The sequence below is a fragment of the Erythrobacter sp. S227 genome (assembly GCF_057364925.1).
This window is the reverse complement of record NZ_CP200280.1, coordinates 2,853,563-2,872,873: the sequence shown is the minus strand read 5'-3', so window position 1 is coordinate 2,872,873 and position 19,311 is coordinate 2,853,563. Positions and strand designations below refer to the sequence as shown.

The window sequence follows — 19,311 nt, the reverse complement described above, 5'->3', positions numbered from 1 at the left end:
AACTCCTAATTTATGAGGCAAAAATCACATGGGTATTATCGGTTCAACCGTACAACCGTTCAAAGCAACCGCATTCCAGGCCGGCAAAGACTTCTACGACGTCACCGAAGCTGACATCGCTGGCAAGTGGGCTGTGTTCTTCTTCTACCCAGCCGACTGGACCTTCGTATGTCCAACCGAGCTTGAAGACATGGGTGAAAAGTACTCGATGCTTCAGGACATGGGCGTAGAAGTATACGCGGTCAGCACCGACACGCACTTCAGCCACAAGGCATGGCACGACAGCTCCGAGAAAATCGGCAAGCTCCAATTCCCGTTCCTCGGCGACCAGCTTCACACGCTTTCAAAGCAGTTTGGCGTTCTTCGTGAAGAAATGGGTCTTGCTGACCGTGCGACGTTTGTTGTTGATCCCGACGGCGTGATCCAGATCATGGAAATCACCTGTGAAGGTGTTGGCCGTAACGCGAACGAACTCACCCGCAAGATCAAAGCCGCTCAATATGTGCGTGCAAACCCTGGCCAGGTGTGCCCGGCAGCATGGGAAGAAGGCGCAGACACGCTTGCCCCATCGCTTGACCTTGTTGGCAAGATCTAATTCTCGCCCATGAACTTTTAGCGGCGCGCCTCTCTCCCTCTCCCCTGCGCGCCGGTACCCTGCCCGAGCTTTCGAGCTTGGACGCAGCATAGGCCCGAACCGCCTCCCTCTCCCTCCCTCCTCGGAGGCGGTTCGGGCTATTTTCTCCCACCAAATTGCCAATGGAACTCGCAATGCTCGACGCAAATACGCAAACCCAACTCAAGCAATATCTCGCCAATCTGCGCGAGCCTATTGAGCTGGTTGCAGTGCTCGATGAAAGTGCGAAGTCCGAGCAAACGCGCGACCTGCTCTCTCAGATCGCTGAACAGCACGACATGGTCACGGCCCGCTTTGACGGCGATGATCAGATCGCTGGCGGCAGACGCCCAAGTTTCGTCATTCGCCGCGCGTCGGACCCTGCAAAATGGGTGCGTTTTGCAGGCTTGCCGATGGGGCATGAGTTTACATCACTGGTGCTTGCTCTCCTTTGGGCAGGCGGCCACCCGCCAAAGGTCGACGCAGACCTCATCGAACAGGTCCGCGCGCTTGAAGGCGATTACGAGTTCGAGATGTTCTTCTCGCTCACCTGTCACAACTGCCCCGACGTGGTGCAGGCGCTTACCTTGATGGCGCTCGAAAACCCGCACATCACCGCGACATTGGTCGAGGGCGGCACATTCAAGGACGAGGTCGAAGGCCGCGATATCCTCGCAGTGCCTGCAACCTTCCTTAACGGTGAAAGCTTTTACAACGGCAAGATCGAGCTTGCTGAAATTCTGTCCAAACTGGACAGCGGCGCGGATGCGAAGGCGGCTGAGAAAATGTCGGCCAAGGACGCGTTCGAGGTGCTCGTTATTGGCGGCGGTCCGGCTGGCGCAGCATCGGCGGTTTACACCGCGCGCAAGGGTTTCCGCACAGGTATCGCAGCAGAGCGTTTCGGCGGCCAGTTGCAAGATACGCTTGGCATCGAAAACCTGCCCGGCACCAGTTACACCGAAGGGCCAAAGCTCTCCGATAACCTCAAAAAGCAGGTCAGCGACAACGGAATCGACCTTATCGACCTTGCCCGTGCAACCGAATTGAAGCCTGCGAGCCAAGCGGGCGGAATGCATGAAGTCACCTTTGCCAATGGTGCGGTTCTCAAAACCCGCAGCCTCATCCTTTCGACGGGTGCGCGCTGGCGCAATCTGGGCGTGCCGGGCGAAGCGGAATACCGCAACAAAGGCGTCGCCTATTGCCCGCACTGCGATGGTCCCTTGTTCAAGGGCAAGCGCGTGGCCGTCATCGGCGGGGGCAATTCGGGCGTCGAAGCGGCGATCGACCTTGCCAAAATCGTCGGCCACGTGACCCTCATCGAATTTGACAAGGCCCTTCGCGCCGACGCCGTGCTGCAAAACAAGCTGCGCTCGCTCTCCAATGTCGAGATCATCACCAATGGTCAGACGACCGAGATCACCGGCGATGGCAAACGCTGCAACGGCCTTGTGGTGAAAGACCGTGAGAACGGCGAAGAGCGACGTGTCGAACTGGAAGGTGTGTTCATCCAGATCGGCCTTGTCCCGAACACCGACTGGCTGCGCGGAACCGGCCTAGAGCTGTCGCAATATGGCGAAATCGTCGTTGATGATCACGGCGCGACCAACTTGCCCGGTATCTATGCCGCAGGCGATGCCACCACGGTGAAGGACAAGCAGATCGTCGTCGCCATGGGTACTGGTGCAACCGCAGGCCTTGGCGCGTTCGATTACCTCATCCGCAATGAAGCCACGGACGAAGTTGCCGAGGCCGCATAAGGCCCTGCATTCCAGGGCGTGACCTGCGGCCTCAAATGCGGCACAACGCCGCGCCATGAAGGTTATTCTTACAGGGTCCTCTGGCCGTATTGGCCGCGCTATCTTTTCATGCCTTGCCCCGGCGCATGAGGTTGCCGGCATGGACACCCGAGCGTTTTCGACCACGCGCATCGTCGCGGATTGCGGTGATGAAGCGGTGATGCGCCCTCTTTTGGAAGGGGCCGACGCGGTGATCCATACGGCGGGCCCGCATGCACCGCACGTGGGCCTTGTCCCGGACACAGAATTCACCCGCACCAATGTCGAGGCAACAGCCAAGCTCTATCACTGGGCACAAGAGGCAGGGGCCAGCACATTCCTCTACACCTCCACCACCGCACTTTATGGCCATGCGATTACGCCGGGCCAATGCACATGGGTGAATGAAGAGACTGTCCCGTCACCAAAGAGTATTTACCACCGCACAAAGCTGGCGGCCGAAGAACAGCTCGAGGCGCTCGCCACAGATCACTTGCCTGTAAAAGTGCTGCGCATGTCGCGGTGCTTTCCCGAAAGCGCGCCGCAAATGGCCACATATCGCCTTCACCGCGGCATTGATGCGCGCGATGTGGGGGAAGCGCATAGCCTAGCCCTTGCCCATAAAGGCCCGTCCTTTGCCCGCTTCGTGATTTCAGGAGCGACACCCTTCAGACGCGAAGATTGCGAAGCGCTTGCCCATGATGCGCCTTCAGTAATCCGCGAATGCGCACCCCAGCTTGCCGAGGCGTTTGAGCTACGCGGGTGGAAGCTCCCTCGCACAATCGACCGGGTTTATGATCCCGGCCATGCTCAACGTGAGTTGGGCTGGTCAACACGCTGGGGCTGGGAAGAAGTGCTCGCGCAAACGGACCGGAATGACCTCGAAGTGCTCCCGATTGGCGCCTCTGCTTCGCCGAAACCGGAGTGAACGCGCAAAGCCGAACGGCCCGAAAAGTTACATCACTTTTTCCGATCAGAATGATCGCAACTCTGCACTTTCATTGATCGGTCGGCTCACTATTTGACACTTATCGGGTCACCCCACCCGTCAAGTGAAACGCCCAGCCACCCCCTCCCGCTGGTCCGTTTCGAAACTTAGGCCAAGGCGAGCCCCCCTTACTGCCTTGCGCCCAAAAGAACCGGAAGTCTGCTGGCTTCACCCTCCCCCCCTCAAAAGTTGGCGGCTTCCGGTTCGTCTTTTCCCGTCGCTGTCCAAGCCGCGTTTTATCGCGCTTTTCCCTATCATCGGATTTTGCAATCAATCTCGACAGATTAATCGATTGGACCGCTCGTCGCTTCTCCATCACTCTGCTTTCATAGCCCGCGTTTTGAGTCGGGCGAGAGGTTTCAAAAGGAGAAGAGACATGGACGCTAAAACAGGTGAAATGAGCGGCTGCCCATTCCACGGCGACGGGGCGACCCGCACGCTTCTGGGCCGCCAGAACAAAGATTGGTGGCCAGAGGCGACAGATCTTGGCTTGCTGACCGAGCGAGGCAAGAGCGCCAACCCCTATGGTGAAGATTTTGACTATGTCGCAGCGTTCAACGCGATTGATTACAAAGCTCTCAAAGCCGATCTCACCGCATTGATGACTGACAGCCAGGATTGGTGGCCAGCAGATTATGGCCACTACGGACCGTTCTTCATCCGCATGGCATGGCACGCAGCGGGTACTTACCGCACCGGTGATGGCCGCGGCGGCGCTGGCAGCGGTCAGCAACGTTTTGCACCGCTCAACAGCTGGCCGGACAACGGCAACCTCGACAAGGCGCGCCGTCTGCTCTGGCCGATCAAACAGAAGTACGGCAAAGGCATCAGCTGGGCCGACCTTTACATCCTCGCCGGAAACGTCGCGATTGAAAGCATGGGCGGACCCGTTTTTGGTTTCGGCGGTGGCCGCGCGGACGTTTACGAGCCAGAAATGGTGTACTGGGGCACGGAAGAACAGTGGGTCGACCAAGGCGTTGAAACCCGCATCATTCCCGATGAAGGCAAGGCGCTCGAAAACCCGCTTGCCGCAATCCAGATGGGCCTCATCTATGTCAATCCAGAAGGGCCGGGCGGCAATCCTGACCCGCTGCAATCTGCCCGAGACATGCGTGAAACCTTTGCCCGCATGGCAATGAATGACGAGGAAACCGTTGCTCTTACCGCTGGTGGTCACGCCTTTGGTAAAGCGCACGGCGCTCAGCCATCGGACACTTTCGGCGGCTCTCCCGAGAGCGAGGCACTGCACCTTCAGGGCTTTGGCTGGCTGAACGATGAAGAGGAAATCGGAAAAGGTCACATCACGACCTCTGGCATCGAGGGTTCATGGTCGAACAACCCTACCGCGTGGAGCCACGACTATTTCCGCCTTCTGTTCAAATACGATTTCGAGCTGACACACAGCCCGGCTGGCGCGCAGCAATGGACCCCAATCAACCCTGATCCAGAGGACCTGGCGCCTGACGCACGTGATCCGTCCAAGAAGGTGCCGACCATGATGACGACCGCCGATATGGCGCTCAAAATGGACCCGGAATACGCCAAGATCTCCAAGCGTTTCCTTGAAAACCCTGAACAGCTTGATGACGCGTTCGCGCGGGCATGGTTCAAACTGTGCCACCGCGATATGGGTCCAAAATCCCGGTATCAGGGTCCCGAAGTGCCCGCCGAAGACCTCATCTGGCAAGATCCCGTACCTGCTGGCACTGCGCCTTCTGATGCAGACGCAGATGCGTTCAAGTCGGCGATTTTGGGCAGCGACCTTACCGTAAGCGAGCTTGTGAAAGCAGCCTGGGCATCGGCCTCAACCTATCGCAATTCTGACCACCGTGGCGGGTCGGACGGCGCGCGGGTTCGCTTGGCACCTCAGAAAGACTGGGCGGCTAACGATCCGGAAGAGCTCGGCAAGGTTCTTGCCAAGATTGACGAGCTTCGCGGTTCTATCTCGATGGCGGATGCAATCGTGCTGGCCGGTAATGCGGCGGTTGAAAAGGCCGCAGCGGACGCTGGTTTCTCCGTCTCTGTACCGTTCACTGGCGGTCGCGGCGATGCGACCGACGAAATGACCGATGCAGAAAGCTTTGAGCCTATGGAACCGTTTGCCGATGGTTTCCGCAACTATCTCAAGACCAAGGCCAATGTGAAAACCGAAGATATGCTGATCGACAAGGCGCACCTTTTGGGACTGTCGCTGCCAGAGCTTACCGTTCTGGTCGGTGGTCTGCGTGTCTTGGGCGCCAACAGCGGCAATCGCCCGCACGGCGTCTTCACGGACCGCGTGGGTCAGCTCACCAATGACTTCTTCACCAACCTTCTCGACATGGGCACCAAATGGGCTCCGGTCGACGGGTCAGGCGACGAGGAATATGTGGGCACGGACCGCAAGTCCGGCGAAGAGAAGTTCCGTGCAAGCCGCACCGACCTGATCTTCGGCTCCAACTCGCAGCTTCGCGCACAAGCCGAAGTCTATGCGGAAAGCGGCAATGAAGAGAAGTTCGTAAACGACTTTGTCGCAGCCTTCACCAAGGTGATGAATGCGGGCCGTTTCTAAGACTGGCTAAACTATGGTTCGCTTTCGCGAGCCCCGAAATTTGAGAAACCCCCGGTGAGGAAACTCGCCGGGGGTTTTTGTATTGCAATGGACGATCTGCACTTTCCGCACTACCAGCAACCAGATGTCAAACGCTGAGCACAGGTCCACTTCCACTCCGGCCAATGGCCGATTTCGAGCAGTCTGGATAGGTAAAAATGAATGGATCGCTGTGCCTGCCGCCCGCAATTGGCTTGTCCTCATTTTCTATATGTTTTGGCTATTTTTCTGGGTCTTGGGCGGCTTTATGGCAATCTATATGCTCTTCACCGGTCAAGAGCAGCTGTTCATAGCTCTTTGGCTTGTTGGATGGGCATTAGGGGTCATATTCGCTTCCACCACGATTGCTTGGCAACTTGCCGGAAGATACCGGATCACAATCATCGATGAAGCTCTGGTATACGGTTGGTCCATGCCGTTCGCAAGTCACGAGAAACGGTTTGATTTAATGGAAATCCGCCAACTTGAGGCTGTCAGGAACTTTCACTGGCCGATCTTCGGAAAGATAAACACAAGATCGTACAATCCGCCGATCTTCCCTTGGACGCTATCTCTGACTGCACCGAAAAGCTTGAAGTTCGTCTATGCAGGCCAGATTATCTATTTGCCGCTTGGTTTGGGGGAAGATGAGAGCGAAGCTTTGCTCGATTGGCTAAGACCGCGTGCCTCGGCGGCTCTCGGTTCAATCACCGGCTAAATCCAGCCAGCGTCTTTCAGCTCGCTCACCTGCGCGCGCGACACCGGGGCCTCCACACCGCCGGGTAGCACAAGGCGCACATTGCGGCCTTCGCGGCGGACATCCTCAACCGCAAGGCGCGCAACCCACCAGCTGCGGTGGACCTGACGTCCCTCGATATCGCTTACGTGCACCATCGCATCGCGCAAACGCATCAGGACCAGCTCGGACCCAAGGCTGGTGTGAACGCGGACATAATGGTCCTCCATTTCAAGAGCGATCACATCGCTACCCAATGCAGGCGGAAGCTGATCGAGGAGCGGGTTGGGCGGGTCAGCGGCTGGAGGCGTTTCGGCCGCTTCTCGCGGTCCGGCGGGCTTGGCCACGGCGATCTCCGATTGATCCTCGCCCTCACCCGTATCGCCATCACCCTTTTCGGCGCGCGCTGCGCTGGCACGCGGGCCGATAAAGTTGAACAGCAAGGTGACCCCGCCACCGATCACAAAGACGTAGAAATAGCTGGTCAATGCCTCGTCAAGCGCAGGCATCGTGGGCCAGTTGGGCATGAACTGGACAAAGTAGATCGCGATGGTCATCGGCACGGTCGCGACCGCAGCAGCGCCAATCCAAAGGGGTAAAACGGGCAGATCAAGCGCCTCGTGCAAACGGTCCACGAAGTACCCCATTGGCGAATAGATGGCATAGCCAAGATAGGAGAAGGTCAACCACGTGACGAGCCGCACGCTGATGGGCAATTCAATTGAACCGAAGGGGCCGATCACGGCAAGAAACAGGCCAATCGCTGTCATGATCGCAAGATCGGTGAGCGTGCTGCGCCAAAATACGGCACGAGGGCTGAGCATCTTTTCGCCAGCTGCCACTTCACCAGAATTGCTATCCATAGCGCCATGATTGCCTGCCCATTCGCGCTTCGTAAAGTGGCAAACAGCAGAAATCCGGGCGTTCCCGGGCCATTTCGCGAAGGTCAAAGCCGTTCGGCGCACTTCGGGTTGCTGGCCAGCGGGCATGGGTCAATTTGGGTTTCAACGACGAAACGAACTCGAAAGGCCCATCATGACAACCGCCACATCACACACAATCTTCCCAAGCCCGATCGATGCTTTCAAACGCCTCAACCGGCCCAAAGGGGTCATGCAACTGGGTCTTGTGACGCGGGCTCTGGTCCTGTTTGCCGGCACCACAATGACCGTGGTCTGCGTGCTAGCCATTGCCCGCGCATTGCTGGGTTTTGCCCCTGACCTGCCGCATCTGGGCAATGCCGCTATCATGTTCCATGTGGTGACCGTGATCCCTTGCGTGCCGCTTGGTCTCTACCTTTTGATCGCCCCCAAAGGCACCGCAATGCACAAGGCTCTGGGCAAGCTTTGGGTGGCGTTGATGGTTATCACTGCGACCTCCACCCTGTTCATCCACGAAGGGATGGCGCTTTCATGGATCCATATCTTTGTGCCGATCACTTACCGCGCGGCGTGGCTCATCATCAGCAGCGCTCGCAAAGGCGATATCCAACGCCACAAGGCAGAGATCGTCAGCCTCTTCCTTGGCGCATTGATGATCCCGGGAGTCTTCGCGGTTATCCTTCCGGGTCGCCTTATGAACGTGATGCTCTTTGGCTAGACCCTAGCCCGACCGCTTCAGAACCAGATAAAGCGCGCCCTCTCCGCCATGCCGGATGTGGGCGCGCCGCACTGCTGCGATGGAATCGGCGTGGCGACTGACCGCCAGCCAATCGAGCAGCTTTGCCCTGATCGCGCCGCGCTTGTTGGCCCGGTCGGCAGGGTCCACCGGACGCTCTCGCCCTGCGACAATCAACACAACACGCGCGCCCATCATGCGGGCTTGATCAAGGCCGCTCATGATCCGGTCATATGCCCGGTCAAGGTTATGGTCGTGCAAGTCGAGCGTATAGTCAGGCGCAATCTGACCCGATTTCAGTTTCCGGTTCCAACTCCCGTCAAGCTGATTGGAAGCCATCGCCCGCTTTACAGGAGAGGGGGAATTGGCACGCATCAAGGGGCGTTTGGCAGCAGGTGCAGGCTTCGATGCGGCTTTGGGTGCGGGTTTGGGCGCAGGTTTAGGTGCAGGTTTAGGGGGCACCTGCGCCACTTCGGTCACCAGAGGCGCTTTCTTCCCCGGCACGGCTTTACCAGGCAGGGGCGTGACACTTGATGCAAGACGGGCCCAAGCGCGCTGCTCGGGTTCGCTAAGGCCGCGCGGGTAACTCATCGCGTGTTGTTCGGGTTTCGGGAGTTAAGCCGCGCAACGGTCCCTTTGGGAAGGAAAAGCAGCGCAGAACCGCGCCCGCTCATGCCCCCTGCAATCCGCCGCGCATCTTCGCCAGCGCCCCAGAAAGTATCGAATCGGTTAGCGCCTTTGATCGCACCGCCTGTATCCTGCGCAATCCAGAGCCCGTCTGCTTCATTGCGATCAAGGTCGAGCCATACCGGCGCGCCCAGAGGCACAAAGGCGGGGTCTGCTGCAACAGAGGCTTCGCTGCGCACCGGAACACCCAGCGCGCCCAAGGGGCCATCACCGGTCAGTTCGCGGAAGAAAATCCAGCTTTTGTTGAGCCGCATAAGATCGCGGCCCTCACGCGGGTTTTCGCGGATGTAGGCCATAATCCCTTGCATGGAGCCGGAATATTGTCCCGGCCCATCACCCAAAAGCCCGCGTTCGCGCATAACCCCGCCAATACCGGTGTAACCGCGCCCGTTTTGCCCGGCATAGCCAATACGGATGACCTCGCCCTCTGGTGTGCGCAAACGGCCCGATCCCTGGATTTGCAGGAAGAAAAACTCGACCGGATCGGCCGCATAGGCAATCACAGGAACACGGCCTTCCAATGCGCCATCCTCAATCGCTGCACGGTCATAATAGGGTTCAAAATCACCATTGGGCAACTGACGGCCCAAGGGAGCACGCCCGGTGCGTTCGGATTGCGGCGTGCTTGACGGCCAACCGCGCGTCAAATCATCCGGCATTGCATAGACGGGGACATTAAAGCCCGGGCGGCGGGTACGTGATCCTGCGATCTCGGGCTCAAAATAGCCAGTCGCAAAGGCGGTGCCATCGCCCACGCGTGCGGTTTCAAAATGGGTTTGGAAAAACCGCGGAGCATCGCGCAATGGCCAACCCACCGCCGCCTCGCAAGCGGGGCGCCAATCGGCATTGTAGGAAAGCCCGCTCTTGTCTTCGCGGCGAAGAAGCTGCGGGCAGCTTTCGATGAAGCCTGCCAAGGCTGTGCCCGCATCGCTTTGGCTGATACCAAGAGCGCCCACACTTGGCCCCCGCATAACGCCTGCAAGAGCGGCGCTTGTGACTGTGCTGCCTGTGGTGACAGGTGGTGGAACGGGCAGAGCGGGGCTCGGCGCACTCACGTCCGGCACAAGGCGCAGGCACCCTGAAAGAAGAACGAGCGAGGCAAGAGCCGCTGCGCCAGCGCCTAACGATCGCGGGGCGTGGTTGACCGTTTCTGGACCCTGAAGCCGGATGGTTTTTGGAAGGGCGACGGGGTACAGACCGCGAAGACCAAACATCGCGAAGTCCCCTTCCAGCCGTGCCTTAAGCTTGGTCGGTTTCGTCGAGGATCCAGTTGGGATCACGCGAAGATGTGTCGCGGCTAAAGGTCCAGATATCGCGGCTTTCGACCGCATCATCGAGGCTGCCTGCGACGACATTGCCGTCTTTGTCGCGGGTGACCGCCGCAATGTCCGCAACAAAAAGGACCGAGATGCGCGCCAGCTTGCTAAACTTGTTGGTGTCGAGCGAAGCCGAATGCACACGGGTTTCTTCGATACGAATCAGCTTGTTCTGAAGCGTGTGACCAGCGGCCTCCCGCTCGTCAATCGCAGCTTCGAAGCCTGCGTAGACATCGTCATCGCACAGTTCACGCAATGTATCTTTGTCGCCTGCCCAAAATGCCTCAAGCACCATTTCATAAGCGCCCTTTGCACCTTCAACGAAGGAAGCGAATTCGAAATTGCGATCCGCATTGGCAATATCGCGAATGCCGCTTTCAACCGCCGGCATCACGCCTTCGAGTTCAGCGGGACGCACTTGCGCTGCTTGTGGGGCTTGTGCTGCGGCTGGGGTCTGCGCAGGTGTCTTGTCGGCTGCGTCAAAGCGCTGAGGGATCAATTCCTCTTCATGCTCTGCCCGGCGACCGAGCACCGAGTAAAGGCGCAGCCCCAGAAAGGCTGCGATCATTGCGAGGATGACGATTTCTAGAATCACATTACTTCCTTGATTTGGCCGCTTTCGCGCATTTCCCACTTCAACTTTAGCCACCATGACTGAATTGAAAGTGTATGCCAACACGAGATACGGCCCGGATCGGCGCAGGATGCATCAAAAGCACCATTGTTCGTCCCATAAATAGGCACAAAATTCAATTCTCCAACGCCCAATTACGCGAAGAAACGGGCAATTTTTGAGAGTGACCGGTCCAACAGGGCCCGAATTGGCCTGCAGCAACCGGATTCGCATGCAAAATTTGCGCCGCAGATTGCCCTTCCGTCTGCCCCCTGCTAGGCGCGCTCACCGGATTAACGTGTTTGCGCCCGCGCTGTTCCTGAACCGCGGCCAAAAACACTCGAACACATTAAGCGAAAGACAACTGACTATGGCCGACGAAGGCGACGTTCTCACCAATCTCGACAATACCGGCGCAAACGGCGCGGATGATCAGCCAGCCGCTGGCATCATCACGCAATATGTCAAAGACCTCTCGGTCGAAAACCCCAGCGCGCCCGACGTGTATCAATGGCCGGACCAGCCAAAAGTCGATGTCCAGTTCAACATTGGCGCCGATGCCAAAGGCGAGGACGTCCACGAGGTTGAGCTGAAAATCAACATCACTGCGACGGCAGAGCGCGGCCCTGCTTATATCATCGAGCTGTCGTATTGCGCCCTGATCGGCATTCGCAACATTCCTGAAGAACAGGCGCATGCCTTCCTTTACGGTGAATCGCCGCGGATCATCTTCCCGTTTGCGCGCCGCGTGATTGCCGATGCCGTTCGTGATGCAGGCTTCCCGCCGCTGATGATTGAGCCGATTGATTTCAACGGCCTTTATATCCAGCAGCTTCAGGCAAAGCGTGCCCAAGAAGGCGGCGTGAACACACCTTCACCCACAGCCTAAGGGCGAGCGGCTTGCTTTCAGCTCGGCGCGCGGGATAACCCTAAGCCATGAGCCTGCTCAAAAACGTAGGGACCATCGGGTCCCTTACCCTCGTCAGCCGGATCGCCGGGATGGCGCGCGAGATGATCTTTGCGCGCGTCCTTGGCGCAAATGGCGTGACGGATGCGTGGTTTCAGGCGTTTATCATTCCCAACGTATTCCGCCGCCTGTTTGCAGAAGGCGCGTTTTCAGCCGCCTTTGTGCCGATGTTTTCCAAGCGATTGCATGGGAAGGATGACAAGCAAGAAGGCTTGGAAGACGCCAAGAGTTTCAGCGCCGATGTGCTAAGCGTTTTCCTACCGGTTCTGAGCGCGCTGGTCGCGGTTTTCGAGATTGCAATGCCGGGCATCATCTGGCTGCTCTCCGAAAAGCCGATTGATGCCGAGACCTATCCGCTTAGCGTTGATTTTGCGCGGATCATGTTTCCCTACATCATCCTCGTATCGCTCGTGACGCTGTTCACCGGCATGCTCAATTCGGTCTCGCGCTTTGCGCCGGGGGCATCTTTTCCGATTATCCTGAACATCGTTCTGATCGCAGCTTTGCTAACAGGCGAATGGTTTGCACAGACCACCGGCGCAAGCGTCACCCAAATCGCTTACGGCATCGCTTGGGCGGTGACGGGTGCAGGGGTGATTCAGCTTGCATGGCTGTATTACTGGACGCGGGTCGAAGGGTTTCGCCCTCGGCTCCTTTGGCCGCGCATCACGCCGGAGGTAAAGCGGCTTTCGATCATCGCCCTGCCCGCAGCGATTGGCGGCGGCGCATATCAGATCAACACTCTGGTGCAGCTCTATTTCCTCAACCAGCTTGAGGATGGGTCGGTCAGCTACATGAATTATGCCGATCGCCTGAACCAATTACCGCTGGGCATCATCGGGATTGCTTTGGCGACTGCGATTTTGCCTAACCTCTCGAAGTTCATTGGAGGCCAGGATGAGGAGCGCGCAGGCCGCCTCCAATCCGATGCCATCGAGTTGGCGATGCTACTGACAATCCCTGCTGCCGTGGCACTTGCCGTTTGTGCAGAAGCCTTTGTCATTATGATTTTTCAAGGGGGGCGGTTTAATCTTGCGGACGCTGCCGTGACCGGAGCGGTTCTTGGTACCCTTGTGCTTGGCCTCCCCGCCTATGTGCTGGTGAAGGTGCTTGTACCTAACTTCTATGCCCGCGCCGACACGAAGACCCCAGTTGTAGCCGCCTTTATTGCGCTCGGCGTATTCGTCACCGCCTGCATTCTCAATATCGGCATATCGATTGGGGGCACACTTGATCTTTGGTTGACCCAAATCCCTTTCCCAAGATTTGAGTTTGTCGGCCTTGGTTATGGCGTACCCGGAATTGCCTTTGCCAGCGTTGTGGGCGCTTGGATCAATGTCGCGTTCCTGCTGATCGTTCTGGCCTCGCGTGGGCACTACCGGATGCCCGGGCTGCTGGTTTTTCGCCTCGCCAAACAGGCTGTCGCAGCCGCAGCCATGGGGGCAGCGCTCTTTTACGCCAACGGCTTCCTCACCGATTGGTATTCAGCCGGATTGTTTGCGCGCTTGGGAGCCTTGGGCGTGCTCGTAGGAGCAGCCGTCGTCGTCTATTTCGGCCTTGCTTTTGCCCTTGGCGCAATTGATAGGGCGCGCATTACAGCACTCACAAAGAAAGCGTAGAAACCATGCGTGTCGTCTCTGGCATCCAGCCCACCGGAAAGCCGCACCTTGGCAATTACCTTGGCGCGATCGTCAACTATGTGAAGTTGCAAGACGAAGCACAGGCCGCTGGCGGGGAGTGTTTTATCTTCCTTGCTGATTTGCACGCGATCTCTCAACCGCATGATCCCGCTGAACTGACGCAAAACACCCGCGAAATGGTGGCAACGCTTGTGGCTTGCGGAGTGGATCCGGCCAAAACCGTGCTGTTCAATCAGGCACAGGTACCAGCGCACGCTGAGCTCCAATGGCTCTTGAACGGAACTGCGCGCATGGGGTGGCTCAACCGGATGACGCAGTGGAAGGACAAAGCGGGCAAGAACCGCGAGGGGCAATCGGTTGCGCTCTTCACCTATCCCGTGCTGCAAGCGGCCGATGTGCTGCTTTATCAAGCGACACATGTGCCCGTTGGCGAAGATCAGAAACAGCACCTCGAACTGTGCCGCGACATTGCGCAAAAGTTCAACAATGATTTCTGCCCAGAGGACGCTCCGCTCTTTACCCTGCCCGATCCCTACATTCCGCCAGCGGCTGCACGGATCATGTCCTTGCGCGATGGCACCGCCAAGATGAGTAAATCCGACCCATCCGAAATGAGCCGCATCAGCCTGACGGACGATGCAGACACGGTGATGAAGAAGATCAAGAAGGCGAAGACAGACCCTGAACCTCTGCCTTCGGAAGAAGCGGGCCTTGAAGAACGGGCCGAGGCGAAAAACCTCGTTGGCATTTACTGCGCGCTTACCAGCAAAAGCGTGAGCGAAGTTCTCGCGCAGCATGGGGGCCAAGGGTTTGGCGCGTTCAAGCCGGCGCTTGGCGAGGTTCTGGTGGAAACGCTGCGCCCCATCAACGAACGCTTCATGGAGCTCAAAGACGACCTTGAAGCATTGGATGCGATCCTTGCCCGCGGCGCCGCACAAGCGCGTGAACACGGGTCACCAACTCTTGATGCCACTTACAAGGCACTTGGTCTGGTGAGAGGCTAGCGCGGGCATTTGCAGCGCCGCTAGGCCGCATGGCTTAGACCAACCGTGCGAGACCCGCGTTCAAACTTGGTTCAGCGACACGAGCTACACTTGTGCGCGAGTGAGCAGCCTTGGCAAGAAGGGTGGCGCTGTTTGGGTTTTTGTAGCCGTTCAGGCACGAGAGCCAATCAGGGGCATGAGGGCACTGTCGGCCGCTTGGCACTCATTTAAAGCACCGGGGCGCCCCTTATCTCAAGGCCGCACTGGCGATTTTGTGAAGGATGTGGCATGACCCTAAATACTATGACCCTCGACACTGAAACTAAGCGTTCATCGATAACCCGGCGTATTGTACGCATAGGGCTTGTTGCTGGCGTGGCATTGGGCCTTTCTGCCTGCGCCTCTTCCTTCAAAGCGGATGTTTCGCGCTTTCAGGCGCAATTGCCCGCGCCGCAGGGACAGACATTCGCGGTTGTCGCCGATGATCCGGCCCTTGCCGGTGGCCTTGAATTTGCAACCTATGCCAACCTCGTGGCTGCTGAAATGGCGGAACTGGGCTACACTCCTGCTGCATCACCCGAAAGTGCGACCCTGCTTGTGCGGTTCGATTATGATGTCGACAATGGCCGCGAGCGCGTGCGCACGACCAATGTGGGCGGTGGGTTCGGCGCATTTGGCCCCTGGGGCCCATGGGGCCGGTTTGGCGGACTTGGCTTCCGTCGCAATTTTGCCTTTGGCTTTTACGATCCGTGGCTCGCAGGACCGGAAGTCCGCAGCTTTACCGTTTACACCAGCGAAGTGGACCTGAAGATCGACAACGCTGCGACCGGAGAGCGCCTGTTCGAGGGACAGGCACAGGCCGCCTCGCGGTCAAACCGTTTGCAAGCCCTGGTTCCAAACCTTGTCGATGCAATTTTCACCGACTTCCCCGGCAATTCGGGCGAAGTCCTGCGTATTACTATTCGTGAGGACGGCAAAAGCGTAAAGCCAGTCAATTAACACTGACACTCACCTTACCCTTGGACGGGACGGAAAGGCGGCGGAAGGGATCAGCGCCGCCTTTTTGATTCTTGGTCCCGAATTATTGCTAAGAACACGCCAATGAACGCTCACCGCATCAATCGTCTCCTTCGCACAGCAAACCTTACAGGCATGGCAGGCCTCGCGTTTGTGTGCGCCCCTGCCCACGCCCTTCAACAATCGGGCGAAGAGACCTTCGTTGACCTTGGCCGTTGGACAATTGTGCAAGATGAGGCAGCGCGCGCATGCGAATTGCGTCTGACGTCAGATCCGCGGGTCGTGTTGCGGTACCGCATGGCGGATGGCCGTGCAGGCGTTCTCGCGCTTCAAAGCAAGTCGGGCCGGTTCTTCACCGGAATGGTGGGCGATGTGACCTGGTCCTTCGACGAAGCGCGCTTTGCCGGATATCAGTCGGGCGACAGTTATTCGCTTTCGGCAGGCGCAAGTGATATCGAAGCGGCCTTTCGCTCGGCCAGAACCCTTTATGTTGACCATGGCGGAAACCAGCTTGCGCGCATTGACCTCAAAACCAGTTCGGCGGGTTTTCGCCTGCTGAAGCAGTGTGCTGAGCAGTGGCGCTATATCCCTTGGTATCGCAGGCTGGCGAGCGCAAACTATCGCAACCTAGATGCACCAAGCACGCTAGATGCGGCATCCTCGCCGACCAGTGCACAGCCCGCTGCGAGAGGAGGAGGCGTTGCTCCCCCGCTTGAACGCCCCACACTTAGCGCGCCTGTCGGTGCCCGTCCGATCAATCCGGCCAGCTGGATAAGCAGCAATGACGATCTGCCCTGGCCCTCGCGCGGTTTCCGCAGCGGACAAGGCGTCTTGCGCTACACGCTGCTGATTGATGAAGAGGGGCGCGCGGAAGATTGCGAGGTTGAGAGCAGCACAGGAGTGCGCCGGTTTGATCGCCAGGCCTGCCGAATTCTGATTGACCGCGCGCGGTTTGTGCCTGCCCGGGGCAGCAATGGCGAGCGCACTAAGGCCCGCTACACCTCAAGCGTGCGGTTTGCTGGCGAGTGACGGCCTATAGCTTTGCGTGCCCGCCGGTTGAGCCAAAACCACCTTCGCCCCGCTCGGTTGCGCCTAGTTCTTCGACCTCCTGCCAGATGCCTTGCGTGACAGGAGCCACCACAAGCTGTGCAACGCGGTCGCCCCGGGCAATCGCGAAGTCTTCTGTCCCGTGGTTGATGAGCAGCACTTTCAATTCGCCGCGGTAATCGCTGTCGATGGTGCCGGGTGTATTGGGCACAGTAATGCCGTGCTTGAAGGCGAGCCCTGAACGCGGGCGGACCTGAATCTCGTAACCTTGAGGGATCGCCACCGATAGGCCGGTTGCCACCGGATGACGCGCGCCCGGCGCAATGGTGACGTCCTCCGCCGCCACCACATCCATGCCTGCGGCGCCTTGGGTCGCATAGGCAGGCAAAGGCAGACCTTCGCCGTGGGGCAGGCGTTTCACTTCGACATTTACGGTGTTCGTCATTCAGCTGCCTTCGCCTGGAATGTATCGGCAACGCGCTGCATGATTGCCATCGCCACTTCCGATTTGGGCATTTCCTTAAGGTTCTCTACGCCGTCGGCGGTAATGATGTGCACCGCGTTTTCATCGCCGCCCATCACATCGCCCGAAACATCATTGGCAATAATCCAGTCGGCGGCCTTGCGTTTGCGCTTTTGCTTGGCATGGTCGATCACGCTTTCCGTCTCTGCGGCAAAGCCCACAACCAGCCCCGGACGATTCTTGCCTGCTGCAAGATTGGTCAGAATGTCGGGGTTCTCGGTCAGCATCAAAGCAGGCGGAGCAGAGCCGCGCTTCTTGATTTTTTCATCGCGATATTCCTTGGGCCGCCAGTCCGCGACAGCAGCCACCATGACCGCAACATCGCAAGGAAGCGCGCGCTTGACCGCGGTCGACATTTCCTCGGCGCTTTCCACATCAACGCGGGTCACACCAGCAGGTGTCTTCAGATAGACGGGCCCTGCAACAAGGGTCACATCCGCGCCCAATGCAGCGGCCGCAGCGGCAATGGCAAAGCCTTGTTTGCCGCTCGACCGGTTGGCGATGTAGCGCACCGGATCAATCGATTCCCAAGTGGGTCCAGCGGTGACCAGCACATGTTTGCCTTCGAGCGGTTGGTAAGACGCATCCGCCGTAATCCCGGCGATCTCTTCCTCATCGGCCTCGATTGCTTCAACCTTGTCCGGCGCGGCCTTTTTGGCGGCGATTTTGGCAGGCGCGGGCGTAGGTTCAGGAGCAGATTCGGGGGCGGCTTCCTCTGTCTCCAGATCGGAAGCCTTGTCATTGAGCCCTTCCTCAGCGGCGTCAGGCGCAAGACGGCGGTCATCCACCTCGTGATTGATCGCGTCCTGATTAACAGGCGGCGCGGCCTTGCCAGACCCCTTCTTCGCAAGCGGTGAGCCATCCAGATCGGGATTAAACTCGATATCCTCTTCGGGAAGCTCCTCAAGAAACTCCTCTGGCACGTCCTCTTCGCCAAGAGCGTCAAGCTCGGCCTGTATTTCCTCGGCGCTGCGTTTTTCCGTGGAGCGCGGGATAATGCGCGAAAGCAATCCACTCAAACCGCCGGTAGAGGCGGCCTCGCTATCGTCCTCAGGCTCAATCGCCTCGACTTCGGCAGGCGGAAGCGTTGGTGCTGCCGCCGGTGCTTCTTCCTCGACCTCAATGTCAAAGTGACCCGCAATCGCGCGCCAGATGGAGGGTGGTTCGGGCAGCCGGCCATAGCCAAATTCACCGCAGGCCATCATCCCTTCGTCGGGATGAAGCACGGTGACGCCATTTTCGCGCAAGGTTTCAACGTTGCGGACCGTGGAGGCATGCTCCCACATTTTCACATTCATCGCAGGCACCGCCATCACCGGCTTGTTGGTGGCAAGCAGCAAAGTCGTCGCAAGATCATCGGCAACGCCTGCCGCCATTTTAGCCATCAAATCCGCCGTTGCCGGGCACACAACCAGAAGGTCGGCCTCGCGCGACAGTTCGATGTGGCCCATTTCGACCTCGTTCTTGAGATCGAAAAGCGAGGTATAAACCTGGTTTTCCGAAAGCGCGGCCAGAGACATGGGCGTCACGAACTGCTGACCACCCTTGGTGACCACGCATGTGACGTCGCCGCCCGCTTTGCGGATAAGGCGCACAAGCTCGAGCGATTTGAAAGCCGCGATACCGCCGCCCACAACGAGCAAGATTTTGGGTCCAGTACCGCTCACAGCCCGTCCAACTCCTTCAAAACCCGGGGTCCAGTGCCCCATCTAGCCACCTTAGCACTTTCCGCCAAGTGCGCGAGAAGCCTTGCGCTTGGATGGTTAAGATTGCACTTATATCGCCGCCTTTGAGGCATGGGGAAAAATAAGGGGATCCATCTTGGCCATTATCTTGCGCGTATCGCTGTTTTTGCTGGGCGTTTTGTACATTGTTGTCGGCTATGGCTTCTTGACCGATCCAGTGGGTTCGGGCGCTGATTTCGGGATTGCCCTTGCCGATGAAAGCAGCGCGCAGGGCCTATCCACGATCAGAGCGGATTTCACATCCTTTTTCGCCGTGACCGCCGGATGCCTCATTCTGGGCGCATGGAAAGCCAGCGCCGTGCTGCTGAACACCGGGGCCGCCTTGATGGGGATTGTGTTCCTCGTGCGCGGTGCGAGCCTGTATTTCGATGGCACGTATGAGGGCTGGATGACGCCAATGGCGGTCGAATTGCTAACAGCTGTCGTTGCGATTGCGGCTGCGCGGGTTTTACCGAACGCGGATTAGGTTAAGAAC

At 58.3% G+C, this 19,311-nt stretch carries 18 protein-coding genes; 12 read left to right on the top strand and 6 right to left on the bottom strand.

Annotation, left to right across the window (positions count from 1 at the left end):
• Positions 1–28: 28 nt before the first annotated feature.
• The 5 genes from ahpC to AC0V6Q_RS13690 all read left to right on the top strand — a co-directional run bounded on the left by ahpC (position 29) and on the right by AC0V6Q_RS13690 (position 6,663).
• Positions 29–595 carry an alkyl hydroperoxide reductase subunit C gene (ahpC, locus tag AC0V6Q_RS13710; RefSeq protein ID WP_486168937.1) on the top strand — a complete coding sequence of 189 codons (567 nt, stop codon included), beginning with the start codon at positions 29–31 and terminating at the stop codon, positions 593–595.
• 173 nt (positions 596–768) lie between these two features.
• Entirely contained in the window at positions 769–2,370 is a 1,602-nt protein-coding gene (ahpF, locus tag AC0V6Q_RS13705) for an alkyl hydroperoxide reductase subunit F (RefSeq protein WP_486168936.1), read from the top strand.
• Positions 2,371–2,425: 55 nt separating this feature from the next.
• Positions 2,426–3,316, top strand: a complete 891-nt coding sequence (locus tag AC0V6Q_RS13700) for an NAD-dependent epimerase/dehydratase family protein (protein WP_486168935.1) — start codon at positions 2,426–2,428, stop codon at positions 3,314–3,316.
• A 436-nt stretch (positions 3,317–3,752) separates the two neighbouring features.
• Positions 3,753–5,927 carry a catalase/peroxidase HPI gene (gene katG, locus AC0V6Q_RS13695; RefSeq protein ID WP_486168934.1) on the top strand — a complete coding sequence of 725 codons (2,175 nt, stop codon included), beginning with the start codon at positions 3,753–3,755 and terminating at the stop codon, positions 5,925–5,927.
• A gap of 82 nt (positions 5,928–6,009) precedes the next feature.
• Positions 6,010–6,663, top strand: a complete 654-nt coding sequence (locus AC0V6Q_RS13690) for a hypothetical protein (protein ID WP_486168933.1) — start codon at positions 6,010–6,012, stop codon at positions 6,661–6,663.
• On the opposite strand, the gene AC0V6Q_RS13685 is transcribed toward AC0V6Q_RS13690, so the two are convergent.
• Entirely contained in the window at positions 6,660–7,544 is an 885-nt protein-coding gene (locus AC0V6Q_RS13685) for a LytTR family DNA-binding domain-containing protein (RefSeq protein WP_486168932.1), read from the bottom strand. The genes AC0V6Q_RS13690 and AC0V6Q_RS13685 overlap by 4 nt on opposite strands.
• A 172-nt stretch (positions 7,545–7,716) precedes the next feature.
• Between AC0V6Q_RS13685 and AC0V6Q_RS13680 the strand changes: the two genes are divergently transcribed.
• The gene (locus tag AC0V6Q_RS13680) at positions 7,717–8,280 is read left to right on the top strand and encodes a DUF2306 domain-containing protein (protein WP_486168931.1); all 564 of its coding nucleotides are present in this window, start codon (positions 7,717–7,719) and stop codon (positions 8,278–8,280) included.
• A 3-nt stretch (positions 8,281–8,283) separates the two neighbouring features.
• On the opposite strand, the gene AC0V6Q_RS13675 is transcribed toward AC0V6Q_RS13680, so the two are convergent.
• From AC0V6Q_RS13675 to AC0V6Q_RS13665, 3 genes are read right to left on the bottom strand one after another with little or no spacing between them, the layout of a single operon-like run.
• The gene (locus AC0V6Q_RS13675; RefSeq protein ID WP_486168930.1) at positions 8,284–8,889 is read right to left on the bottom strand and encodes a Smr/MutS family protein; all 606 of its coding nucleotides are present in this window, start codon (positions 8,887–8,889) and stop codon (positions 8,284–8,286) included.
• Positions 8,886–10,199, bottom strand: a complete 1,314-nt coding sequence (gene mltA / locus AC0V6Q_RS13670; protein ID WP_486168929.1) for a murein transglycosylase A — start codon at positions 10,197–10,199, stop codon at positions 8,886–8,888. Before mltA ends, AC0V6Q_RS13675 begins: the two co-directional genes overlap by 4 nt.
• 25 nt (positions 10,200–10,224) lie before the next feature.
• Complete coding sequence (locus tag AC0V6Q_RS13665) at positions 10,225–10,896, bottom strand: Tim44/TimA family putative adaptor protein (protein WP_486168928.1); 672 nt, start codon at positions 10,894–10,896, stop codon at positions 10,225–10,227.
• A 388-nt stretch (positions 10,897–11,284) separates the two neighbouring features.
• Between AC0V6Q_RS13665 and secB the strand changes: the two genes are divergently transcribed.
• From secB to AC0V6Q_RS13640, 5 genes are all read left to right on the top strand, one after another.
• Positions 11,285–11,803 carry a protein-export chaperone SecB gene (gene secB, locus AC0V6Q_RS13660; RefSeq protein ID WP_486168927.1) on the top strand — a complete coding sequence of 173 codons (519 nt, stop codon included), beginning with the start codon at positions 11,285–11,287 and terminating at the stop codon, positions 11,801–11,803.
• Positions 11,804–11,850: 47 nt separating this feature from the next.
• Positions 11,851–13,500 (top strand): murein biosynthesis integral membrane protein MurJ, encoded by a 1,650-nt coding sequence (murJ, locus tag AC0V6Q_RS13655; protein ID WP_486168926.1) that lies wholly within the window; start codon positions 11,851–11,853, stop codon positions 13,498–13,500.
• 5 nt (positions 13,501–13,505) lie between these two features.
• Complete coding sequence (trpS, locus tag AC0V6Q_RS13650; protein WP_486168925.1) at positions 13,506–14,525, top strand: tryptophan--tRNA ligase; 1,020 nt, start codon at positions 13,506–13,508, stop codon at positions 14,523–14,525.
• Positions 14,526–14,792: 267 nt separating this feature from the next.
• Positions 14,793–15,503: a DUF4136 domain-containing protein gene (locus AC0V6Q_RS13645; RefSeq protein ID WP_486168924.1), complete on the top strand. Its 711-nt coding sequence runs from the start codon at positions 14,793–14,795 to the stop codon at positions 15,501–15,503.
• 102 nt (positions 15,504–15,605) lie between these two features.
• Positions 15,606–16,550: a TonB family protein gene (locus tag AC0V6Q_RS13640; RefSeq protein ID WP_486168923.1), complete on the top strand. Its 945-nt coding sequence runs from the start codon at positions 15,606–15,608 to the stop codon at positions 16,548–16,550.
• Positions 16,551–16,554: 4 nt separating this feature from the next.
• Here AC0V6Q_RS13640 and dut read toward each other — a convergent pair whose 3' ends face one another.
• Both dut and AC0V6Q_RS13630 read right to left on the bottom strand, forming a co-directional pair.
• Entirely contained in the window at positions 16,555–17,013 is a 459-nt protein-coding gene (dut, locus tag AC0V6Q_RS13635; RefSeq protein WP_486168922.1) for a dUTP diphosphatase, read from the bottom strand.
• Positions 17,010–18,800 carry a bifunctional phosphopantothenoylcysteine decarboxylase/phosphopantothenate synthase gene (locus tag AC0V6Q_RS13630; RefSeq protein WP_486168921.1) on the bottom strand — a complete coding sequence of 597 codons (1,791 nt, stop codon included), beginning with the start codon at positions 18,798–18,800 and terminating at the stop codon, positions 17,010–17,012. Before AC0V6Q_RS13630 ends, dut begins: the two co-directional genes overlap by 4 nt.
• Positions 18,801–18,912: 112 nt before the next feature.
• Here AC0V6Q_RS13630 and AC0V6Q_RS13625 point away from each other — a divergent pair, with 112 nt between their 5' ends.
• Positions 18,913–19,302: a hypothetical protein gene (locus AC0V6Q_RS13625; protein WP_486168920.1), complete on the top strand. Its 390-nt coding sequence runs from the start codon at positions 18,913–18,915 to the stop codon at positions 19,300–19,302.
• Positions 19,303–19,311: the final 9 nt, after the last annotated feature.

Coding starts and splice junctions, on each gene's coding strand:
- AC0V6Q_RS13700 (WP_486168935.1), top strand. CDS start 2,426: ATGAAGGTTATTCTTACAGGGTCCTCTGGCCGTATTGGCCGCGCTATC.
- secB (WP_486168927.1), top strand. CDS start 11,285: ATGGCCGACGAAGGCGACGTTCTCACCAATCTCGACAATACCGGCGCA.
- AC0V6Q_RS13685 (WP_486168932.1), bottom strand. CDS start 7,544: ATGGATAGCAATTCTGGTGAAGTGGCAGCTGGCGAAAAGATGCTCAGC.
- AC0V6Q_RS13640 (WP_486168923.1), top strand. CDS start 15,606: ATGAACGCTCACCGCATCAATCGTCTCCTTCGCACAGCAAACCTTACA.
- AC0V6Q_RS13645 (WP_486168924.1), top strand. CDS start 14,793: ATGACCCTAAATACTATGACCCTCGACACTGAAACTAAGCGTTCATCG.
- dut (WP_486168922.1), bottom strand. CDS start 17,013: ATGACGAACACCGTAAATGTCGAAGTGAAACGCCTGCCCCACGGCGAA.
- trpS (WP_486168925.1), top strand. CDS start 13,506: ATGCGTGTCGTCTCTGGCATCCAGCCCACCGGAAAGCCGCACCTTGGC.
- AC0V6Q_RS13675 (WP_486168930.1), bottom strand. CDS start 8,889: ATGAGTTACCCGCGCGGCCTTAGCGAACCCGAGCAGCGCGCTTGGGCC.
- murJ (WP_486168926.1), top strand. CDS start 11,851: ATGAGCCTGCTCAAAAACGTAGGGACCATCGGGTCCCTTACCCTCGTC.
- AC0V6Q_RS13630 (WP_486168921.1), bottom strand. CDS start 18,800: ATGGGGCACTGGACCCCGGGTTTTGAAGGAGTTGGACGGGCTGTGAGC.
- ahpF (WP_486168936.1), top strand. CDS start 769: ATGCTCGACGCAAATACGCAAACCCAACTCAAGCAATATCTCGCCAAT.
- AC0V6Q_RS13680 (WP_486168931.1), top strand. CDS start 7,717: ATGACAACCGCCACATCACACACAATCTTCCCAAGCCCGATCGATGCT.
- katG (WP_486168934.1), top strand. CDS start 3,753: ATGGACGCTAAAACAGGTGAAATGAGCGGCTGCCCATTCCACGGCGAC.
- ahpC (WP_486168937.1), top strand. CDS start 29: ATGGGTATTATCGGTTCAACCGTACAACCGTTCAAAGCAACCGCATTC.
- mltA (WP_486168929.1), bottom strand. CDS start 10,199: ATGTTTGGTCTTCGCGGTCTGTACCCCGTCGCCCTTCCAAAAACCATC.